Source organism: Acinetobacter sp. ANC 5414 (assembly GCF_013004295.1).
Lineage (GTDB): Bacteria > Pseudomonadota > Gammaproteobacteria > Pseudomonadales > Moraxellaceae > Acinetobacter.
The window spans coordinates 1-22,618 of the sequence record NZ_JABERM010000017.1; the positions used below are offsets into that span (position 1 = coordinate 1).

Annotated in this window: 19 protein-coding genes; 8 read left to right on the forward strand and 11 right to left on the reverse strand. The window is 40.7% G+C overall.

Going from position 1 to position 22,618, the window contains the following annotated elements; translation table 11 throughout:
• Positions 1-82 precede the first annotated feature (82 nt).
• The 3 genes from HLH18_RS10600 to HLH18_RS16255 form a co-directional block, all read right to left on the reverse strand.
• Positions 83-643 (reverse strand): AbiTii domain-containing protein, encoded by a 561-nt coding sequence (locus HLH18_RS10600; RefSeq protein ID WP_350643065.1) that lies wholly within the window; start codon positions 641-643, stop codon positions 83-85.
• A gap of 131 nt (positions 644-774) precedes the next feature.
• Positions 775-3,381: a Fe/S-dependent 2-methylisocitrate dehydratase AcnD gene (gene acnD, locus HLH18_RS10605; RefSeq protein ID WP_171546802.1), complete on the reverse strand. Its 2,607-nt coding sequence runs from the start codon at positions 3,379-3,381 to the stop codon at positions 775-777.
• A gap of 351 nt (positions 3,382-3,732) precedes the next feature.
• Positions 3,733-4,116 carry a hypothetical protein gene (locus tag HLH18_RS16255; RefSeq protein WP_350643069.1) on the reverse strand — a complete coding sequence of 128 codons (384 nt, stop codon included), beginning with the start codon at positions 4,114-4,116 and terminating at the stop codon, positions 3,733-3,735.
• Between the two features lie 91 nt (positions 4,117-4,207).
• Between HLH18_RS16255 and HLH18_RS10610 the strand changes: the two genes are divergently transcribed.
• Positions 4,208-6,073 carry a multicopper oxidase family protein gene (locus tag HLH18_RS10610; RefSeq protein WP_350643072.1) on the forward strand — a complete coding sequence of 622 codons (1,866 nt, stop codon included), beginning with the start codon at positions 4,208-4,210 and terminating at the stop codon, positions 6,071-6,073.
• Positions 6,074-6,193: 120 nt separating this feature from the next.
• Entirely contained in the window at positions 6,194-6,919 is a 726-nt protein-coding gene (gene ygfZ / locus HLH18_RS10615) for a CAF17-like 4Fe-4S cluster assembly/insertion protein YgfZ (protein ID WP_214647323.1), read from the forward strand.
• Positions 6,920-6,973: 54 nt separating this feature from the next.
• Here ygfZ and HLH18_RS10620 read toward each other — a convergent pair whose 3' ends face one another.
• Complete coding sequence (locus HLH18_RS10620; protein ID WP_171546804.1) at positions 6,974-7,225, reverse strand: hypothetical protein; 252 nt, start codon at positions 7,223-7,225, stop codon at positions 6,974-6,976.
• A 350-nt stretch (positions 7,226-7,575) separates the two neighbouring features.
• Here HLH18_RS10620 and HLH18_RS10625 point away from each other — a divergent pair, with 350 nt between their 5' ends.
• On the forward strand, positions 7,576-8,382 hold the full coding sequence (locus HLH18_RS10625) for a tetratricopeptide repeat protein (RefSeq protein WP_171546805.1): 807 nt from the start codon (positions 7,576-7,578) through the stop codon (positions 8,380-8,382).
• A gap of 75 nt (positions 8,383-8,457) precedes the next feature.
• On the opposite strand, the gene HLH18_RS10630 is transcribed toward HLH18_RS10625, so the two are convergent.
• From HLH18_RS10630 to HLH18_RS10645, 4 genes are all read right to left on the reverse strand, one after another.
• A complete protein-coding gene (locus tag HLH18_RS10630; protein WP_171546806.1) occupies positions 8,458-9,384 on the reverse strand; it encodes an AEC family transporter in 927 nt (308 codons plus the stop codon).
• 92 nt (positions 9,385-9,476) lie between these two features.
• Positions 9,477-10,586, reverse strand: a complete 1,110-nt coding sequence (locus tag HLH18_RS10635; protein ID WP_171546807.1) for an NADH:flavin oxidoreductase/NADH oxidase — start codon at positions 10,584-10,586, stop codon at positions 9,477-9,479.
• Between the two features lie 11 nt (positions 10,587-10,597).
• On the reverse strand, positions 10,598-12,739 hold the full coding sequence (locus HLH18_RS10640) for a TonB-dependent receptor domain-containing protein (RefSeq protein ID WP_171546808.1): 2,142 nt from the start codon (positions 12,737-12,739) through the stop codon (positions 10,598-10,600).
• Between the two features lie 20 nt (positions 12,740-12,759).
• Complete coding sequence (locus HLH18_RS10645) at positions 12,760-14,034, reverse strand: carbohydrate porin (RefSeq protein ID WP_171546809.1); 1,275 nt, start codon at positions 14,032-14,034, stop codon at positions 12,760-12,762.
• 398 nt (positions 14,035-14,432) lie between these two features.
• Here HLH18_RS10645 and mutM point away from each other — a divergent pair, with 398 nt between their 5' ends.
• Together mutM and HLH18_RS10655 are read left to right on the forward strand one after the other, a co-directional pair.
• Positions 14,433-15,287 (forward strand): bifunctional DNA-formamidopyrimidine glycosylase/DNA-(apurinic or apyrimidinic site) lyase, encoded by an 855-nt coding sequence (gene mutM, locus HLH18_RS10650; protein ID WP_171546810.1) that lies wholly within the window; start codon positions 14,433-14,435, stop codon positions 15,285-15,287.
• A complete protein-coding gene (locus HLH18_RS10655) occupies positions 15,284-15,565 on the forward strand; it encodes a peptidylprolyl isomerase (protein WP_171546811.1) in 282 nt (93 codons plus the stop codon). Before mutM ends, HLH18_RS10655 begins: the two co-directional genes overlap by 4 nt.
• A 62-nt stretch (positions 15,566-15,627) precedes the next feature.
• On the opposite strand, the gene HLH18_RS10660 is transcribed toward HLH18_RS10655, so the two are convergent.
• The 3 genes from HLH18_RS10660 to typA form a co-directional block, all read right to left on the reverse strand.
• Positions 15,628-15,912, reverse strand: coding sequence for a hypothetical protein (locus HLH18_RS10660; protein ID WP_214647324.1), 285 nt, complete (start codon positions 15,910-15,912; stop codon positions 15,628-15,630).
• A gap of 93 nt (positions 15,913-16,005) precedes the next feature.
• Positions 16,006-16,437 (reverse strand): large conductance mechanosensitive channel protein MscL, encoded by a 432-nt coding sequence (gene mscL, locus HLH18_RS10665; protein WP_171546812.1) that lies wholly within the window; start codon positions 16,435-16,437, stop codon positions 16,006-16,008.
• 218 nt (positions 16,438-16,655) lie between these two features.
• Positions 16,656-18,494 (reverse strand): translational GTPase TypA, encoded by a 1,839-nt coding sequence (typA, locus tag HLH18_RS10670; protein WP_171546813.1) that lies wholly within the window; start codon positions 18,492-18,494, stop codon positions 16,656-16,658.
• A gap of 173 nt (positions 18,495-18,667) precedes the next feature.
• Between typA and HLH18_RS10675 the strand changes: the two genes are divergently transcribed.
• From HLH18_RS10675 to HLH18_RS10685, 3 genes are all read left to right on the forward strand, one after another.
• Positions 18,668-20,038: a uracil-xanthine permease family protein gene (locus HLH18_RS10675; protein ID WP_171546814.1), complete on the forward strand. Its 1,371-nt coding sequence runs from the start codon at positions 18,668-18,670 to the stop codon at positions 20,036-20,038.
• 65 nt (positions 20,039-20,103) lie between these two features.
• Positions 20,104-21,138: a methyltransferase gene (locus HLH18_RS10680; protein WP_171546815.1), complete on the forward strand. Its 1,035-nt coding sequence runs from the start codon at positions 20,104-20,106 to the stop codon at positions 21,136-21,138.
• Positions 21,138-22,604, forward strand: a complete 1,467-nt coding sequence (locus HLH18_RS10685) for an amino acid permease (RefSeq protein WP_171546816.1) — start codon at positions 21,138-21,140, stop codon at positions 22,602-22,604. Before HLH18_RS10680 ends, HLH18_RS10685 begins: the two co-directional genes overlap by 1 nt.
• Positions 22,605-22,618 lie beyond the last annotated feature (14 nt).

Consider the following 22,618-nt stretch of genomic DNA (forward strand, 5'->3'; position numbering starts at 1 on the left):
GTGATGTACTGAAAAGGCTGCCGACACATAAAGTGACCCAAATAGAAGAATTACTGCCACACCGTTGGAAACCTGAACCCCGTTAAAACATAGCAATGGGGTTCAGCGGATGCTTACAAACAAAATTTAAAATTTTAGTTTTTATCGTATCCACTATTCCTATTACAACTGAAGTTGGGATCACTTTCCATGCTTGTAAACAAGAATAGCCTTGGTACATTTGCATACCATATTTTGCCAGAATTATAGGCTGCCAAGGCTGAGATAATTCACTTTCACTACTAGCCAAATCTTCTAATGCCGCAATAGGTTGATGAAAAATTATTGTTGATACAATTTCCTGTAAATTTTCAGGCAGATTATAAATCGGTATATCAGCATTTCTTATTCCTGAATCAAAAGGACCTGAAAAATGCCCTTTTGAATTCAAATTTTTTAAAACTCTATACTGTGGTAATTCTTCTTTAAATTCAGGATATCCATTTAATTCATTTTCAACCCAGCTCTTAAAATCTTCATTGCCTAGTCTATAAGCTAAAATTTTACATTTTCTTAATAAATCAGAAACCTTTACACTCGCATCTACTGCATCATTTTGAATTTGTCGTAATAAAGATATTTTATTCCCAAATAAAAACCCCACTTCACAGTAGGGTTTTTTTCAAACAATATCAATTACTTTTAATCTTTAATCCTCCCCGACCCTCCTTTTTCTAAGGAGGGAGTTCCCCTCTTTGATAAAGAGGGGTTAGGGGAGATTATCTAAGTAAAAGTTTAAGCCACTTGCCCTTCTAAAAAATCCTGTGCAAAGCGTTGCAATACACCACCCGCTTCATATACAGAAACTTCTTCTTCGGTATCTAAACGGCAAGTTACAGGCACTTCAATAATCTGTTCCTTACCATCATCTGTAGCACGTTCAATCACTAAAGTTAAAGTCGAACGTGGCGCGATGTTACCAATTACGCTATACAACTCAGTACCATCCAGCTTTAAAGTTTTACGGTCTGTGCCCGGCTTAAATTCAAGCGGCAACACGCCCATACCGACCAGGTTAGTACGGTGAATACGCTCAAAACCTTCAGCAACAATCGCTTCCACACCTGCAAGACGAACACCTTTCGCAGCCCAGTCACGGCTAGAACCCTGACCATAATCCTTACCTGCGATCACAATCAAAGGCTGTTTACGGTTCATGTAGGTTTCAATCGCTTCCCACATACGCATCACTTCGCCTTCAGGCTCTACACGCGCTTTCGAACCTTGCTTCACCGTACCATCTGAACGAACTACCATTTCATTAAACAGTTTCGGGTTTGCCAAGGTCGCACGCTGTGCAGTTAAGTGATCGCCGCGGTGAGTTGCGTAAGAGTTAAAGTCTTCCTCAGGCACACCCATTTTCGCCAAATATTCACCTGAAGCGCTGTCCAACACAATCGCATTCGATGGAGATAAATGGTCGGTGGTGATGTTGTCACCTAAAATCGCAAGCGGACGCATATTGCTTAAAGTACGCGGTGCAGCCAGTGCCCCTTCCCAATATGGCGGACGGCGAATATAAGTACTTTGCGGACGCCAGTCATACAGTGGGCTTACCGATTTTTCTCGCTCGCCCAAATCAAACATTGGAATGTAGACTTTACGGAACTGTTCAGGCTTCACTGATTTTTGAACCAATGCATCAATTTCAGCATCCGATGGCCAGATGTCTTTTAAGTAAATTGGATTACCATCTTTATCATTGCCAAGTGAATCTTTTTCGATGTCAAAACGAATGGTACCGGCAATCGCATAAGCAACCACTAACGGCGGAGATGCCAAGAATGCCTGTTTTGCATAAGGATGGATACGACCATCGAAGTTACGGTTACCTGACAGTACTGCAGTTGCGTACAAGTCACGGTCAATAATTTCTTGCTGAATTTTTGGATCAAGCGCGCCAGACATCCCGTTACAGGTGGTGCATGCATAGGCCACAATACCAAAGCCGAGTTTTTCTAAATCGTGCAATACACCTGCTTCTTCAAGGTAAAGTGCTGCTGTTTTAGAACCCGGTGCAAAAGATGATTTCACCCAAGGTTTACGGGTTAAACCCAGTTCATTGGCCTTACGTGCAAGCAAACCGGCTGCTACGGTGTTACGGGGGTTTGAAGTATTGGTACAAGAGGTAATGGCCGCGATAATCACCGCGCCATCCGGCATTAAACCATCGGTACGATGTTCAACCACACCGGCAATGCCTTTTTCTTTCAGGTCAGCAGTCGATACACGTGCATGTGGATTTGATGGACCGGCAATATTACGGGTCACAGTCGACAAATCGAAACGTAGTACTCGCGGATATTCCGCTTGGGTCATATCCGATGCCCAAAGACCAATCTCTTTGGCATAAGTTTCCACCAGTTTGACTTGCTCAGGCTCACGACCGGTTAAAGTTAGATAATCAATGGTGTTCTGGTCAATGTAGAACATCGCAGCCGTTGCGCCATATTCAGGGGTCATGTTGGAAATCGTTGCGCGATCACCTACCGACATGCTGTCTGCACCTTCACCAAAGAATTCAAGATACGCACCGACCACACGTTCTTTACGCAAGAATTCAGTTAAAGCCAATACGATATCAGTTGCAGTAATACCCGGCTGACGCTGACCAACCAGTTCCACACCAATAATATCTGGCAGACGCATCCACGATGCACGACCCAACATCACATTTTCAGCTTCCAAGCCACCCACACCAATGGAGATTACACCAAGTGCATCGGTATGTGGGGTATGCGAGTCTGTTCCTACGCAAGTGTCTGGATATGCCACGCCATCACGGTTTTGAATCACCGGAGACATTTTCTCCAGATTGATCTGGTGCATGATGCCGTTGCCTGCAGGAATCACATCGACATTTTCAAATGCGGTTTTGGTCCATTCAATAAAGTGAAAACGGTCTTCATTACGACGGTCTTCAATGGCACGGTTTTTCTCAAACGCATCAGGATCGGAACCGCCGTACTCCACTGCCAATGAGTGGTCGACAATCAGCTGTGTTGGCACCACCGGATTGACTTTTGAAGGATCGCCACCTTGATCAGCAATCGCATCACGCAAGCCCGCCAAGTCGACCAGTGCGGTCTGCCCCAAAATATCATGACAGACCACACGTGCCGGATACCAAGGGAAATCATGGTCCTGTTTGCGTTGAATAAGTTCGTTTAATGACTGCTCTAAAATGGCTGGATCACAACGGCGCACCAACTGTTCTGCAAGCACTTTTGAGGTATATGGAAGTTTGGCATATGCGCCTGGCTGAATATCTTCTACGGCTTGGCGCACGTCAAAATATTCGAGCTGGGTGCCTTGCAGTGGTTTACGGTAGTTGTTGTTCATAGCTTACCTGCCTCTTGAATCATTTTTCTTTACTACGTAATTGTTGTTGACGAGTCACAATCGTTTCGATGGCATTGTACGCTGTGAAAAAGCCATTTCCCAAATCCTATATATTTCATTAACTTAACCTACAAAAAACCCTTTTTTGAAATATTTGGTTACATAAACATTGGAATATTTGCTCTAAAGATGCTTTTTTGGGAAAAATAGCGAGAAATCAGCCTAATTCTTTAGTATTAGATATGTTTTTTAGGACAAAAAACAACCTGGAGTTGTATTTTTATTATGTTACTTAAAATTTTCTCACTCACACACATTGTTTAGCACTCCTAAACCTATCTTTATAAAATATCAGATCATTTTAATAAAATTATTGCCCCCTTTTCTAACACACCTTAAGACTACGCTGTCACTCGTCGTATCGTTTGAACACCCCTCTTTTTTAGTGACTTGGCTCTCAATATAATTAAGAATCGCTAAACAGTTAAAATATTTTTCAAAAAAATATTCCAAGTACAAAAAAAGATAAAGGTGAAATAAAATGTTACAGATAGCCATTATTGGAGTCATAGCTGCGGTTATAGCAGCATTAGTATCGAGTTGGAATGGAGGTAAAACCCCCTCTAATCCCTCTAATCCCTCTAATCCCTCTAATCCCTCTAATCCCTCTAATCCCTCTAATCCCTCTAATCCCTCTAATCCCTCTAATCCCTCTAATCCCTCTAATCCATCCAACCCACCTCAACCCGCTCCAACAGCATCGGACACAGTGATTAGCAACCCGCCCTTATTACAAAAAAATGCCAAGGGCAAGCATGAACTTATCGTGGCTTATAAACTTAATAAGTTATATAACCCCAATACCAAATTATGGGATCCTGTGTTTTTACGTGGCTATTTAACCAAACCCAGTTTATTTGATAAAAAGAAAGCATATGCCGAGGATATTCTGGTAGGTCCACAGATTCGGGTAAAACAAGGTGAAACACTTCAAATCAATTTAAATAACCAGCTCCCCCTTGAATCAGAAGAAAGCTGCCCACATGACATAGCAGATGTGAACGTCCCGCATTGTTTTAATACCACCAACATACACACCCATGGTCTTTGGGTCAGTCCGCAAGGCAACAGTGATAATGTTTTCCTGAAATTCACCCCTCAAGAAAAATTTGATTATCAATACAAAATTGAACCTAACCATCCGGCAGGCACCTATTGGTATCATGCACATCTGCATGGTTCAACCGCCATTCAGGTTTCAAGCGGTATGGCTGGTCCCCTTATTGTCGAAGGTTCCCGGGTACCCAAAATTAAAAATGGCAAAATCACTGAAACCGGAGATATGGACATATTATGGAAAGATAAAACCAAAAACAGCACTCAGAATGAAAACATCCTGTTATTCCAACAAATTCAATATAAAAAATGTACCCAGTCAGATAATGCTAGTTGTGTCCCCGGCACTCTGGAAGATTATGTTGGTCTTGCCAATCCTGGATCTTGGGGAGCAGGTGAATATTACACTTCCATCAATGGCAAAATTTTGGGAGAAATGAAAGCAGAACAGAATCAGTTTAACCGCTGGCGCATGATTCATGGCGGTGTTCGCGATACGATTGGCTTAATGATTAAAGAACTGCCGAACTCGAATAAATACACTGCTGAACAGACCATTAAAGCTTGTTCAGAATATCAAACCAACGAAAAAAAAGCAGAATTTACTAAGCTAAAAAGTTTAACCGTACATACCATTGCTCAAGATGGTTTAACCATGAATCAGGCACAGAGCAGAACACTTTCCGTCTTCCATCCCGGTTACCGTCAAGATGCTATGGTTGCCTTCCCGAACACCAATAAATATTGTATTTTTGACACGAAATTAAATGTGGATGATCAAATCAATGTACCTTTGTCGACGGGACAAATAACACCACAACTTGCCCCATCAAACCCGTTAAATGCCCAACTGATCGGCTGGGTCAATGTCAGTGCCAGCAAGTCGAAACAACAGACCGCTGCACAGTTCCTGAAAAATCAGGCACAAAATATGGGTTTAAGCAAAGAGATTCAAACCCAGTTATCTCAACTCAACCTTGCTGCTTTTACCGATCATGAGTCCTTAATGACTACAGAGGTGGATAAGGCGATTGAAAACCGACCAAAACAATTTAATGCATTTATTCTTGCCTTTGGAGGACCGGGAGGTGTCAAATTTGGGTTCCGTCATGATGAAAAAGATCTAACGCCAATCAGTTTTGCAGATCTTTATAATGGACCTGGCTCGATTAATGGTCATTATGTGCGCCAATTACAAATTGGACAAACGGATGAGTGGGAACTCACCAGTGATAATATTGGCATTGGACATCCTTTTCATATTCACGTTAATCCTTTCCAGATTGTTAAAATTTTAGATCTTAACGGGAAGGATGTCAGTGGACTGGCACCTGATCCAGACAATCCGGTTAATCTGGATGACGTGCAATACCGGGGCTTAAAAGGACAGTTCAAGGATACAATCTTTGTGAAAGGTGGCTATCGGGTGATTCTCAGAAGCAAGTACAAAAAGTTTGAAGGTGACTTTGTCCAGCACTGTCACATTCTGGATCATGAAGATCTAGGCATGATGGAATTTGTCCGCCTCTGTGGTAACAAGTTTGACTGTAATACTCCACCACCGGCACATCACTGACATTAAGTTCCCTCTTTAATATTCCAAGCCCATAGCAATATGGGCTTTTTTATTTGCCTCTGTTTAGTGCTTGCTGCACAATAGCTTGATTGATTTGTGGTATTGAAACTGAGGCCAAGCATGATAACGTCTACTGCTTTTACACTATTCACTTTAAATGGTGTAGATGCGCAAAAATTCCTTCAAGGTCAAGTGACTTTAAATACCGAAGCCTTAGCGGAAAACCTGACTCGCTATACAGCAATCTGTAGTTTAAAAGGCCGTATTCTGTTTGGTTTATGGCTTAAAAAAATCAATCCGGAAAGTTTTGAAATTGTGACTACTCAAGATCAGGCTGAAGAATTCTCCAAACACATTAAAAAGTTTGGTGCATTTTCGAAAATGAAACTGCAAGAAGGTAGTCAAGTGTTCCCTACTCTAAATGGCGATACTACGGATTTTTCTACCACTGAAACCGATATTGCAGCTTGGCAACTTCAAGCAATTGAAGCAGGTCAGGCCTGGATTGAAGCTGCAACTTCACAAGAATTCCAGCCGCAAGAACTTCGTTTGCATCAGCGTGAAGGCGTTCATTACGACAAAGGTTGTTATTTGGGTCAGGAAATTATTGCGCGTCTTTGGTTTAAAGCAAAACCAAAACACTGGTTGCATCTGGTTCAAGGCACAGGTGACACCCCTGCTGTTGCCAGCAAATTGAGCAATGATGTAGAAGTGGTGAATAGCATTGCTATTGATGGTGGTTATAAAGCACTTGTGGTTGCAAAACCTGCGGCACTTGAAGAACTTGGTTTACAGGTTTTAGCTTTACCGGAAGCTTTAAATGGCGATGTGGCACGTCCGCAATAATATTCAAGTTCAGAAACATCATTAAAAAGCCTCCAAAATCGGAGGCTTTTTCAATCACAAATTAAAATCGTGAAAAAGTTTGTTCATGTCTTTAATGACATACTCTTTAAAATGGAATGCACGCGCATGTTTTGCATCAATACGCGCAGTCTTTCCCTCGTGTTCAAAGATATAAACACGGTCTTCTTTGCTCACCAAAAAGTTTTTGCCTAATCTCATCAACAATGCATCAAATTTGTCTTCATCCGGAATGCTTTCATCCAGATTAATCTGATCATATGCCCGTTTAATACCTTTGATGAACATTCATCTACTCACAATTTTATTCAGCCGAGATTTAAACAAACATTGACGAAAAAGCAAAGTGAAGTTGCTTTCTCGATGCCTTTGTATGTCATGAAATTTCACTTTAACTAAAATTTCAACTATAGAAAAACAATTCATGTTAAAACCAATAAGCACTTAAGGCTGATTTAAGCTGCTCATTATTTACTTAAACCCTTATTATGCAAATATCAACAAAATTTTATTGCAATACACAAATCATATATTTACATTCACATAATTAAACTTATGATGTTGTATTGAGTCTTCCACATACATTCTTAAACACATAAATGGAATTATGTGCATGTTTATAAAAAGGTTTTAAAACTATGAAAAAAATTATACTTGCCAGCATCATCGCCTTATCTTCACATCTTGCAATCGCAGAAATGGCAACCAATTCAGTTGATCCTGCATTTGCCAAAATTGAAGCATTGGTCAAAGCCAACAATATGAAGGGCGCATACGAAGAGCTGGAAAAATTAGCCAAAGCGGGTAATCCTCAAGCAATTTATAACTTGGGCTACCTGACTCAAACCGGTCAAGGTACAACCAAAGACGAGAAAAAAGCCATTAAGCTGTACGAAGAGTCTGCAAGCAAAGGTTACCCTGTTGCCAACTATGTATTGGGTAAAAACTACATAGGAGGAACATTAGGTCTTAAACAAGACACTAAAAAAGCCAAACAGTATTTAGAAAAAGCATCTGCCCAAGGGTTTGCTGATGCGACTGTCGATTTAGCCGTGTTACTTTTTGCTGAAGGCACACCTGCTTCAGATAAATTGGCATTGCAAAAATTAGATCCTTTAATTAAAAAAGATAACTATCAAGCGATTCATGCCAAAGCCTTATATGACATTAGTCTGGGTTTTAAAAATAAAAATGAAGCTCCGATTAAACAAGGTTTAAAAAGCATTCAAGACTTAGCACAAAAAGGCTATATTCCTGCCTTGATGGCGGTGGGCAATATGTTCGCGAATGGTAACATTGTTCCGCAAAACCTGCCTGAGGCGAAAAAGATTTTCTCTACCCTTGCAAAAGAAAATATACCGCAAGCCAAGGAATCTTTAGCAGTTGTGGACAAAATGATTGCTGAACAAGCGAAAAATCCAGCAAAAGCTGCAAAGAAAAGTTAAATTTTCTTCAATAAAAAAGCCTCTAAATTAGAGGCTTTTTTATGAGTTTGATAAATATTACAGATATTTAAAAAATTAAGCCCACCACACGCTAATTAAAATACTGGTCACCACAAAGCCTAAAATTGTACTCATCAGTAATGGCGTTAAGGTTTTTTCATTCAATCCATAGGCCTGGCCTAACATTCCAAAAATGGTCGGCATCGGTAAGGCCGCAATAATTGTCCCGGCATAGACCATTTCCTGACTAACATCCGTTAAATACGTTAAGCCTAAAAACATCAGTAAAGGCATGATCAAGTTACTGGAAATTACCAGATACCAGCTCTGCACATTTACATATTTTAAGGTTAGGCCAACAATGCCGCCGCCAATGGAAAATAACGCCAGTGGTGATGCAGTTTGTCCCAGCAGTAACAAGACCTGATCTAACCGTTCAGGAATATGTATCTGAAAAACAGCACAAGCAATCCCCAGCATGACCCCCATAAACAATGGATTTTTTAATAAGGTCAATAATGTACTTTTAACAATGACTGCAACATTTGCCTTTTGCCGGGTACCCAATTCTGCCAAAATCAAAACTGCGGGAATAAGCAGGACACTTTCAATAATCACTACTAAAGAGGTGTAAGTCATTGCCCGATGTCCCATCAGCAAAGACAACACTGCTGTACCAATGAGTCCGGTATTGGACATCGCAGCGCCTAAGGACAAAACCGATGACTGAGAGTGATTGTTTTTGAAATACTGCGAAACAATGAAAAATGCTGAAATATATAAAATGAAAGTCACACCGGTATAAATAAAGAAATATTCCGGATACCAGATTTCACGTAAATCTTTTGAGGCCAAAGACTGGAAGAATAACGCAGGTAACGCGATTTTAATGACAAAAGCACCGATCGCATTGACCTGTTCTTTGGTTAAAAGTTGCAGTTTTACGGACAAATAACCTAAAGCTAATAGAAAAAAGATAGGTACAATGACCGCGAAGACCATATTAAAAATGTCCTGTAAAAATGAACTATCAACGAAATATATGAACCTTAGTGCTCATATATTCGTTGATGGCGGTTGAAAAATTGATGTAATTAAAAGGCTTTAAACAGCTCTTTCAGCCCATGCGGCTGACAACGTAAATACTGTGGCGCAATTTCGATATTCGCACCCAATGCTGCCGCAGCATGCCAAGGCCAACGTGGTTCATAAAGCATGGCACGAGCCAGAGCAATCGCATCGGCTTGCCCGGATTTTAAAATACTTTCAGCTTGCTGCGCTTCTGTAATCATTCCCACTGCAATCACTGGAATGAGAACCACTTTCTTTACTGCTTCAGCAAAAGGCACCTGATAATTGGCACCAATTTTAATCTTTTGCTTCGCATGCAAACCGCCACTTGAAACATGGATATACACTGCACCCAACTGCTCTAAAGCTTTTGATAAGCCGACAGAAGACTCAACATTCCAACTGTCTTGTCCATCCATCCAGTCGGTTGCGGAAATACGCATTCCAATTGGATAATCATGAGGTACAGCATTTTTGATCGCCTGAAAAACTTCAAGGGTTAAACGAATACGGTTTTCAAAACTGCCGCCATATTCATCAGTACGCTTGTTCGACAGTGGCGACATAAATTGATGCAGTAAATAACCATGTGCTGCATGCACTTCAATTAAATCAAAACCTGCATCCACGGCGCGAACAGCTGCATCGGCAAAATCCTGAATCACTTTTTGAATTTCATCTTGACTCAGCGCATGCGGTGGGTGATCAGTTGGGTTAAATGGCAGATCACTGGCAGAAACAGTTTGCCAGCCATGTGCTTCTTCCGGCTTAAATTGATCCCTTCCATTCCAGGGTTTATCGGTAGATGCTTTACGACCCGCATGTGCCAATTGCACAGCAAAAGGCATAGGCGAAAGTGTCTTTATTTTTTTCAGTAATGTCTTGATCTGATCACGCTGTGCATCATTCCAAAGCCCTAGATCTGCATAACTGATACGACCTTCAGACTGTACCGCTGTCGCTTCGATAATGCATAAGCCCGCACCCGATAATGCGTAATTCGCCCATTGCTGTTCGTGCCAATACGTCACTTCGCCCTGTTCAGTTGCTGAATACTGGCACATTGGTGCAATGATAATTTTATTGCTGAGTTTTAATTTTCCAAACTGAATCGATTCAAATAATAAAGACACACTTTCTCTCCTTAAAATGCTTTAGTGACACTTAAACCTGCGCTCCAGTTCACGCCATCTGCAGGTTCAAAGAAACGACCATTACCATCATTGACAATCACAGAGCCTACATAATCTTCATCAAAGAGATTATCGACTCGGGCAAAAGTACGCACTTTCCAGTCTGCATTTTTCCAGACATACCCGACATTGGCACTGGTTAAAGTATAGCTTGGCGCTGCATCAGAATTGATGTCATCGACATATAATTTATCAATATAGCGAACATCCAGTCCGGCATTAAAGCCTGTTTCAGGCTGCCATGCCAAAGCCACAAAAGCCTGATTTTTAGCGACACCGGGAATGTAATTTCCAGATTGAATTGCTGCTACTTTCGGTTGAGATGGGTTTTGAGGATTTTCAATTTCAGCAACAAAAGCATCAAAAGTAGCATCAATAAAGCTATAACTGGCTTGAGCAGTCAAATCACGCCATAGGTTTTTATTCCATGATAGCTCTAACCCTTGGCGTAAAGTTTTATCGGCATTACGATAGGTCGCACGACCATTTTCAGTTCCAGCAGAAACAATGTCATCTTGGGTATTGCTCTTGAAAATTGCGGCAGTGAAATTTCCTAGCTGATTTTGACTTTTTAAACCCAGTTCATAGTTATCACTATTTGCAGGTTTTAAATCAAAATTCATTCCGTCATTTTTCGAATAAGCCATTTCTGTAAAAGTGGGTGTTTCAAAACCTTTGGCATAACCGATATAGGTCGAGAATTCTGGACTAATTTCCCAACTCAATGCGGCGGAAGGCAAAAGTTTTTGATAATCCTTTTTCCCACTGTCATCACCATTTCCAACAACAATATAATGATCTTTAGATTCATAATGCACATTGCTATAACGCAGACCAGTATCTAAGGTCCACTTGGGTAAAAAATCCCAAGATGCTTGGACATATGGATCTAAATTCCACAGCGTATTTTTTTCATCACGGCGTATATCGCCTTTTAAGCCGAATTGATTATTGGCATTAAAATTTTCATAACCTTGACGGTCTTCATCCATATAGTCAAAGGCCAGCCCTGCAGTGAACCGGGTATTGGGCAATAAATCTTTGCCTGTCCAGCGCAGGTCGGTACCGTAATAATTACGGCTAAAATCAATCACCCCACCTGCATGCCTTGGGTTATTTTGAGGTGCCTGAGGAATCGATTGATATTGTGTGACTTCACGATCCCCCAGATAGGCCATCACATTGATTTCATGCTGGTCATTAATGGGTTTCGACCAGGTTAATCCGGTTTGAGTCTGATTAATCTCTTTACGCACATCATAAACATTTGCGGCATCATTAACTTGTTTAGGATTGGCTTTCCATTGCGCTCGGGTCAAACCCTGAGGATCATCGGCATTAATATCCACATGATTCACAATCAAGTTCAGTTTAGAATCATCATCCATGTTCCAAGTCAGTTTGGCATTGCTGAGAACTTTACGTGCTGCACTGTGGTCACGGTAACCATCGGTATCAAAATAGGAAGAGCTTACGATATAACTCGGTTCATTGGGTTTCTCTGCCCCGCCTTGCAAGACAATATCTGCATGACCTTTGTTATGACTCCCCCCCGAGTAGCCTAACTGGATAGAGTCACGACCCTCACCTTCTTTAGTGGTGGTTAAAATTGTCCCGCCAGAAGAATTGCCATACAGTGATGAAAATGGTCCACCCAAGACTTCAATATGATCCAAACTTCCTAGGTCAATATTTGAAGTTTGCCCCTGTCCATCAGGCATTGTGGCCGGAATGCCGTCAACATATAAACGTATGCCACGCACCCCAAAAGTTGAACGTGCGCCAAAGCCACGCATCGAGATTTGTAAATCTTGTGCGTAATTTTCACGATTATTCAGTTGTAAGCCCGGCACACCTTTTAAGGTTTCCGATAGATTGATCCCTAGATTATTTTCATTGTTGTTTTGATCGATTCGATACACCGAAGCCGGTGTTTGCAACCAGTCTGTATCCGTACGTGTGGCTTCAATTTTTAAGGTAGGCAACAAAACAGGTTCCGTAGAACCTGTTTCAGCATAGAGGTTTTGGCAGATACACGCCGTCAGGCAAAGTAAAGTCATATTGATGGGCATCACGTGATATTTACCTTGCATAGGCTGTTCTCTATTTTATATTAGAATAATACTTTAGAGCTTAAACCAAGTACCAAGGCATCGTCTATGTTATTTGTAGCGCCTGGGTTAATCACATATTGAATATTCGGACGAAGCATTAACCATTTGGTTGGGTAATAGCTGTAGTTCAATTCAACATTGTATTCAGCACTGGCATTAAATGCGGCATTATTGATACGGTTATTCACATGCACACGGTTTACACCCAGACCTAGAATGTCATTTGGTTGCGAATCCAGTAAACCAATATATTTCACACCGATTTGTTGTGAATTATCAACTTTATTGGTGGTACTGTCATGCCAGGTGAAATTGGCAAAGCTATGCAAACCCTGTTTACCTAAACCTGTCGAGGTCAATTGCTGTTCTACAGCCAACCAGCCCCCATAGGTACGATTTTTACCGTCGATGCCTACACCATTCTTTTTACCTTTAGCAATGTCAAATTGATTAGCTGCGTCATCCGCCGTGTTGTATATTCCACCTACACGGTAGCTCCCCGGCAAACCATTCACAAATGATTTCGGCTGCCATACTACTTCGACAGGAATGGTTACCCCATCAGCATTGTTGGTATCCAGGTTCCAGCCATAACGCTCCAAGGCATTTTCAGGGTTATATTCATAGACACCCACTTGAGTAAACACTTCAGGAGTTACCTGATATTTCACACGACCACCCCATTGTGAAACAGGCGTGTTCATCCAGATATTACCTTGCCATTTCCCCATTTGTGCTGCACAAAATGCGGTACTTTGGAAATCACACGCCATCACGTTAAAGTCCATACCCATACCTAAACGACCGACTTTGACACTTACACCCTGTGCTTTGAAATTCTTTTCAATCGACAGTTCACTTAGACGTGTTTTTTGATTACCACGACCAAAGTTTGCCTGAACATTGGCAAGTTGCGGCACCTCACCCTGTAAATCATCGACTGTGGTACTTTGCCCTTGACGTGCACTCACCGCAGCACGAATCGTCACGCCATCCCAACCGGCAAGTTTTTCCATATCGAAAGTCGAACCTAACCACAATTGGCTTGCTACAGTCGGATCATTCCCCTCAGCACGCCCGCCATCAGCTAAATAGGCAACATCAGCAGCAATATTGGCATCAAATTTCACCCCTTGTCCAGCCAGTTCAGTACGTTTACCGTTCCAGTCCCCCAATAAATATTGACCATTTGGATCAAAAGCATTTTCAGCGTGAGTGTGTGTCATGGCAACCAACAGCAAGGTCGGTAATAAAGCAAGACTAAATTTTTTCATAAGGAAAATCACAGCAAGGTTCGAGAGACTACAATTCAAATAAATTGTATATATTGTGTGAAAATTACATAATTTTCAGGCATTAGTCTCATCATTTTTTTTATCATATAAACAATAAAAAGTTATATATAAAGTAAATTAAATAACAATTAGTTTAATTTAAATTAAATATATTAATATTTTTCAATATATTAACTAAAAATATTAAATTTAAAAAATAATTTCCACTGTTGAAAATGGCATTTCAAATTATACCAATTGATATATTTACAACTAATCCTAAAGATAGATATCTATAGTTAAATTGGAAATTTTACCCGCTGCCATTCAAAATAAAAACTTGCATTCATTCCCTTGCAACCCGATATTAGCTTTATCTACTCACACTAGAATCCAACATGCCCGAATTACCAGAAGTTGAAACCACCAAAACCAGTTTATTGCCTTTAATTGACCAAAAAGTGATTTCTGTTCAAGTCCGTGAATCCCGTTTACGTTGGCCTATTCCTGACGATATTGAAAAACTGACAGGGCAAAAATTATTAAAACTCACCCGACGTTCTAAATATATTTTGGCGGAGTTTGAGCATGACAGCATGTTATGGCATTTAGGCATGTCGGGCAGTTTTCGTCTTTGTGATGCCAACACAGAATTGCGCAAGCATGATCATTTGATTATTCAGTTTGAAGATATAGAACTGCGTTATCACGATCCGCGTCGTTTCGGCTGTGTTTTATGGTTAGATTCCAACTCACAAAGCAAGCTGATTGATACTTTAGGACCCGAACCCCTAAGTGAAGCTTTCAATGCTGAATATTTAGCGGAAAAATTTAAAAAGAAAAATGTCGGCGCCAAAGTGGCGATTATGGATAATCATATTGTGGTCGGTGTTGGAAATATCTATGCCACTGAAAGCCTATTCAATTTAGGCATTCACCCTGCCCAGCCCGCATCAAGCTTGACCCGTGATCAAATTGAAAAGTTCGTGATTGAAGTTAAACGGATTTTAAAACAAGCGATTGATTTAGGTGGCTCTACCCTGCGTGACTATAGTAATGCGATGGGTGAAAATGGTTATTTCCAGCAAACCCTGTTGGCTTATGGCCGTGCTGGCGAGATGTGCGTAAACTGCGAAACTACTTTGGAAAATTTAAAGCTTGGACAACGCACTAGTGTATTTTGTCCACAGTGTCAGCCTTTAAAAAACGTTAAAATAGCGACCAAGACTCCATCTAAAGGGAATAAAGCATGAAATCTGCCATCGTCCGTCATATTTTAGTCAAAGATAAAGAACTGGCTGAACAGCTGAAAAAGAAAATTAAAGCCGGTGCAGATTTTGCGAAAATTGCCAAACAGCATTCCACCTGTCCATCCGGTAAAAAAGGCGGTGAACTCGGTGATATTAAAAAAGGACAATTGGTTGGTCCAATTGATAAAGCTGTTTTCACTTTATCTGAACGTGAATTGCATGGGCCGATTAAAAGTCAGTTTGGCTGGCATTTATTGGAAATTAAGTTCCGGATGGATTAGAAAAGTATCTAATATGATCCCTCTTAAAAAAGGGATCATTTCTAATTATTAAACTCTAAATTTTAATCAAAATAAGCAAGAGCATTTTTAATTTTATCAATTTGAAGCGGCTCTTTCAGTGCTTCTGCTTGAGTCAATAATCCTCTTAATATGATGTTTCTCGTATTCTTAGGAATTACACATGGACTCAAAATTCCTCTTGATTGTGGATATGTTTGCCAATGAATCCCTAAGGCTTTACTTCCACCATCATTACTGTTTTTATGATCATAATAACCAATAATAAATGTACATTCACCGTCTGAGTAAATCTCTTTTACTTCCTTCCAGTATGAAATCATTTTCAAAAAATGCGCTCCTGATAAATCCAATTATATTTTTAAAATTTTTTAAGTATATAAAAAAACGGCATCTCAAGATGCCGTTTTTTATGAATAAAATTACAGTTGTGGACGTTTTTTCAATTCATCACGAATTTCACGTAATAATGCAACATCTTCAGGAGTCGCTGCTGGAGCTGCCTCTTCAGTTTTACGGATACGGTTTAATACTTTAACCATTAAGAACACAACCCACGCTAAAATCAGGAAGTTTAAGAGTACGGTTAAAAAGTTACCGTAAGTCAGTACGTTTACACCCGCCTTAGTTAAGGCATCTAAAGATTGTAAATTATCGGGGTTCTTTCCTAATACAAAGAATTTCTGTGTAAAATCCACACCACCACCGGTGATCACCGTGATTAAAGGCATAATAATGTCTTTAACCAATGAATCAATGATTTTACCGAAAGCGCCACCAATGATGACACCAATTGCTAAATCCATCATATTGCCTTTAATGGCAAATTCTTTAAATTCTTGAATAATACTCATATCTTTTCTCCAGTTTATCTTTAAAGCATTCTTTATTAATATATTTTTAGAACTGTCTGATCCGGTAATGCATTTATAACAGCTCATAATTCCCTTTAATTTACTCGGAATTATGTATGTTGAATATATTGGATTGCTAATTGTAAACAAAAAAAATGCTATCAACGAATTGATAGCATTTTTTCAATCATTTAAATCAGTTCAAACTGATTAAATCATTATTTACCAGAACGGTTACGTTTACGTTCGTTCTCAGTCAAGTAACGCTTACGGATACGAATTGACTTAGGAGTTACTTCAACTAATTCATCATCTTCAATGAATTCAAGTGCTTGTTCAAGCGTATATTCTACAGCAGGAACTAGAGTTAACGCTTCATCAGTACCAGATGCACGTACGTTTGTTAACTGTTTCGCTTTAGTTGGGTTAACTGTCATGTCGTCAGAACGTGAGTTAATACCAATGATCATACCTTCGTAAACTTCTAACTGAGGTTTAGCGAATAGACGACCACGGTCTTGCAGTGTGAATAATGCATAGCCAAGGCAAGTACCTTGAACCATAGAGATCAACACACCGTTTTGACGTTTCGCAACAGTACCTTGTTTCATTGGACCATAATGCGAGAAGCTAGACGTCATGATACCCGTACCAGAAGTCATCGTTAAGAATTCTGAACGGAAACCAATCAAACCGCGTGAAGGAACAGTTGCTTCAATACGGATACGGCCTTTACCGTCAACTTCCATATTGGTCATTTCGCCTTTACGGTGACCCATTTGTTCCATTACAGAACCTTGGTGTTGTTCTTCAACGTCAAATGTTACGTTTTCATACGGTTCTTGTTTTACACCATCAACTTCTTTCAAGATTACTTGAGGACGAGATACCCCCATCTCGAAGCCTTCACGACGCATGTTTTCAATAAGAACTGAAAGGTGAAGTTCACCACGACCAGAAACTTTGAAACGGTCTGGAGAATCAGTATCTTCAACACGTAATGCTACGTTATGAATCAATTCGCGGTCTAGACGTTCACGAATGTTACGTGAAGTTACGAATTTACCTTCTTTACCAGCAAACGGTGAGTTGTTTACCTGGAAAGTCATGGTTACTGTAGGTTCGTCTACAGACAATGGCGGTAAAGCTTCAACAGCTTTTGGATCACAAATGGTGTCAGAAATGTTAAGTGCATCGATACCTGTTACACAAACGATGTCACCAGCATTTGCTTCTTCAACGTCAACGCGATCTAGACCATGGTAACCCATGATTTTTAAGATACGACCATTACGTGTTTTACCGTCTTTGTCGATCACAGTAACAGGCGTGTTTAATTTCACAGAACCACGTTGAATACGACCAACACCGATAACACCTACGAAGCTGTTATAGTCAAGTGAAGACACTTGCATTTGGAATGGACCATCAACGTCAACTGCTGGTGGTTCAACGATGTCTACGATTGTTTGGAACAATGGAGTCATGTCGTCAGCAAGTTCTTCTGGAGAAGGACCAGCAACACCACGAAGACCAGATGCATAAACAATTGGGAAGTCTAACTGTTCGTCAGTACCACCAAGGTTGTCGAACAAGTCGAATACTTGGTCAATTACCCAATCAGGACGCGCGCTTGGCTTGTCAACTTTATTGATAATCACGATTGGTTTCAAACCACGTGCGAACGCTTTTTGCGTTACGAAACGAGTTTGTGGCATTGGACCTTCTTGTGAATCGACAAGAAGCAATACACAGTCAACCATCGACATTACACGTTCAACTTCACCACCGAAGTCGGCGTGTCCCGGGGTGTCCACGATATTAATGCGGTATTCAGTGTTTGTACGAGCATCAGTCCATTTAATTGCAGTGTTTTTTGCAAGAATGGTAATACCACGTTCAGACTCGATAGCGCCCGAATCCATGACACGTTCGATCTCGCCCGCGCGATCGCCAAGAGCACCTGATTGCTGTAAAAGTTTGTCTACAAGAGTCGTTTTACCATGATCGACGTGCGCAATAATGGCAATGTTACGGAGAGTTTTAATATCTGACATGTATAATTCGATACGTATTAAATTTGAGGGCAAATTATACAGAAAAATACAAAGTTTTAGTAGTGACAGTTCATTCACAGTTACAAGTTTTTTTGACAAATCACTCTTTTTTTCATTTGTAATGTCCTGTAACTCGATTAGAATAACGGCAAATTGCTGCTGTACCTTCTTACATGTCTGATTTAAATAACTCTCCCGAGCAACAAGAGCACCTTGATTTGGTCTATGGATTGAACGATCGTCCTCAACCCTTCATCGCTTTTTTAGCTGCACTGCAACATTTACTTGCAATTATTGTCCCGATTGTCACGCCTGGTTTACTGATTTGTTTAGCCCTCGGTGTTTCAAAACAAGACACCAATATGATTCTTTCAATGTCATTGGTGATCTCGGGTATTGCCACCTTTCTACAATGTAAAAAAGTCGGTCCTTTTGGTGCAGGCTTGCTGATTGTTCAAGGCACTAGCTTCAACTTTATTGGTCCAATTATTGGTATTGGTTCAGCAATGGTCGCTGCGGGCACCCCTGTTGAAGCGGTAATGGCCTCTATTTTTGGGGTGGTGATTGCAGGTTCATTTATTGAAATGGGTGTTTCACGCATTTTACCGTGGATCAAAAAACTGATTACACCATTGGTTACGGGGATTGTCGTACTGCTGATTGGTTTAACCTTAATTAAAGAAGGTTTAATCAGTATGGGCGGCGGTTATCAGGCCATGAGCGATAAAACTTTCGCTAACGCTGATAACTTGATCATGTCATGTACCGTACTGGCGATCATTATTATTTTGAATCGTATACGTATTATCTGGGTAAAAAGCTCGGCGATTCTGATTGCCTTAATTATTGGCTATACGCTTGCCGGTTTTATGGGACATCTGGATTTCTCCGGCTTGAAAGATGCACCGATTGTTCAGATTCCAACCCCAATGCACTTTGGTTTAAGTTTCTCTTGGAGCTTATTTATTCCAATGGCCTTTATTTACCTGGTGACTTCTTTAGAAGCGATTGGTGATATCACTGCAACTTCCAAGATTTCAGACCAACCGGTAGATGGTCCGAAATGGATGGAACGTATTAAAGGTGGTGTACTTGTAAATGGTGCGAATTCATTCTTAGCGGGTATTTTCAACACTTTTCCAAGTTCTGTATTTGCACAAAATAACGGTGTGATTCAACTGACTGGTGTTGCCAGCCGTTATGTGGGCATCTGGATTGCCGCATTATTGGTGATTCTTGGCTTGCTTCCTGCAGTTGCCGGTGTCATTCAAGCAGTTCCTCAAGCCGTTCTGGGTGGGGCTGTTATGGTGATGTTTGGTGCTGTTGCAGCTTCGGGGATTAACATCCTTTCAGGTGTGCAATTAGACCGCCGTGCATTATTGATTATTGCCATCTCGCTTGCACTGGGTTTAGGTGTTGCACAAGTCCCACAAATTCTTGAACACCTACCTGAATTATTCCGTAACATCTTCAGTTCTGGTGTTGCGACTGGTGGTATTGCAGCATTGTTATTAAATATTATTCTTCCTGAATCGAAGAAATAATTTCATTTCAGCATCAATTCTGCCCAGCATTGTCTGGGCAGAGTTTTTCAATGGCGAGATAAAAAATGGATCCAAGAAGTGAAGTTGTCATTCGACAGCACGAATATCTTTCTGGACGTGTGTTGCTTGTTAACGCACCGACGGATGACTTACTTTCCAATTTAGAGAAAGACATCACTCCATGTTTGTGGACATGGAATTATAATGAATTTCAATATTTTCAGTCGCAACAAGCCCATGTACATTTTGGTGTCGACCTTCCTGAAGGCAGTTTTGATCAAGCGATCATTTTTGTGCCTAAGTCAAAAGAATTATTAAATTACATCTTACATAATGTCGTAAGCCGTTTAGGTCTAGGTGCTTCAATCTTCCTGGTGGGTGAAAAGAAAGCGGGTGTCGAACGTGCAGCCAAGCAATTACAGCCTTATGGCAAAGCACTCAAACTCGACAGCGCACGCCATTGCCAAATGTGGCAAGTCACCATTGACTCTACCGTGACTGCGAAAGCTTTGGCAGATTGGGCGCAGCAATATACCGTAGCGACACCTAACGGTGATTTAACCATTTGTGCCCTTCCGGGTGTATTTAGTCAAAATCATTTAGATGTGGGTACAGCCGTATTCTTGCCTTTTTTATCACAAGTGACTTCAGGTAAAATTGCCGACTTTGGCTGTGGTGCCGGAGTAATTAGTGCTTATCTCGCCAAACTGAATCCGAAAAATCGAATTTTTGCGATGGATGTTGATGCATTTGCTTTGGCTTCTACCCGAATGACCTTTGAAAAAAATAGTCTTGCGCCAGAGCAACTTGAAATTACCGCAGTGACAAGTATTGAAGATGCGCCGCTATTTTTACATGCCATCGTCAGTAATCCGCCTTTCCATCAGGGCATCCATACCGATTACAACGCCAGTGAAAGCTTATGTAAAACTTCACGACGCCATTTAAAATCGGGCGGTGAATTATGGATTGTGGCAAACCGCTTTCTGAATTATCCATTATTAATCGAGCAGAATTTTGGTCAGTGTACGACTAAAGCAGACCAACAAGGCTTTAAAGTGTTGTTCGCCAACACGAAAAAAAATGTTAAGGAACAATGATGAGCGAAACAGATCAACCACACCTACAGCGTAAGCTTGGTGCTCGCCATCTTAATATGATCGCCATTGGTGGTTCCATCGGTACAGGTTTATTCTTGGCTTCTGGTGCAACCATTGCCAATGCAGGTCCCGGTGGCGCATTACTGGCTTATGCTCTTATTGGTTTAATGATTTATTTCTTAATGACGAGTTTGGGCGAACTTGCCACACATAACCCCACTTCAGGTGCATTTTTCACCTATGGGACTAAATATGTGGAAGGTGGTTTTGGATTCGCATTAGGCTGGAACTATTGGTACAACTGGGCCATTACCGTGGCTTTTGAACTGGTTGCCGTACAGTTTATTATGAAGTTCTGGTTCCCCGATATTCCAGGTTTCTACTGGAGTGCCATTTTCCTTAGCATTATTTTTGCTATTAATGCTTTGACCGTCAAAGGCTTTGGTGAAACTGAATTTTTATTCTCTCTTGTCAAAGTAGTTGCGATTATTGTCTTTATCATTATTGGTATTGCCATGATTGCAAAAATCATGCTGACCCCGAATATGGTGACCTTTGCCAACTGGACCAAAGGTGATGCACCTTTCGTGGGCGGTTTACAAGCCATGATTGGCGTTGCAATGATTGCCGGATTCTCGTTCCAGGGAACTGAGATGGTAGGTGTTGCAGCGGGTGAATCAAAAGATCCGAAGAAAACCATTCCAGTTGCGATTAAGCAAATTTTCTGGCGCATTTTATTGTTCTATGTAGTGTGTATTTTTATCATTGGTACATTAGTTGCCTATGATGATCCTCGTCTCTTACAAGCTGCTGCAAGCGACAACATTACCCTTTCACCCTTTACATTGTTGTATGAAAAAGCAGGTTTTGCTTTTGCTGCAAGCTTAATGAATGCGGTGATCTTAACGGCTATTTTATCGGCAGGTAACTCGGGCATGTATTCATCCACCCGTATGCTGTTTGATATGGCACGTCAGGGGCGCGCACCAAAATGGTTTGCAAAACTTGACCCACGTGGCGTACCAATGAATGCGCTTTACGCCACCACTGCGATTGCTGCACTCTGCTTTTTAACCACATTTATTGGCGAACAACAAGTTTTTAACTGGTTGCTGAATATGTCAGGGATGTGTGGTTTTATTGTCTGGTTGGGCATTGCCATTTCACATTACCGTTTCCGTAAAGGCTATTTAGCGCAAGGCTATAAACTCGAAGATTTAGCTTATACAGCCAAATTCTTCCCTTTTGCACCATGGTTTGCTTTTATCCTTTGCTCGATCATTATTCTAGGTCAGAACTATGAAGCACTGATTGGCGGAAAAATTGATTGGTTAGGTTTACTTTCAACCTATATCAGTATTCCATTATTTCTTGCGATCTGGTTAGGTTATAAATGGAAATATAAAACCAAACTTATTCCATATAAAGAAATGGATGTTCAACCTATGAACGTAGAACGTGATTAAGCTTCTATTCTATT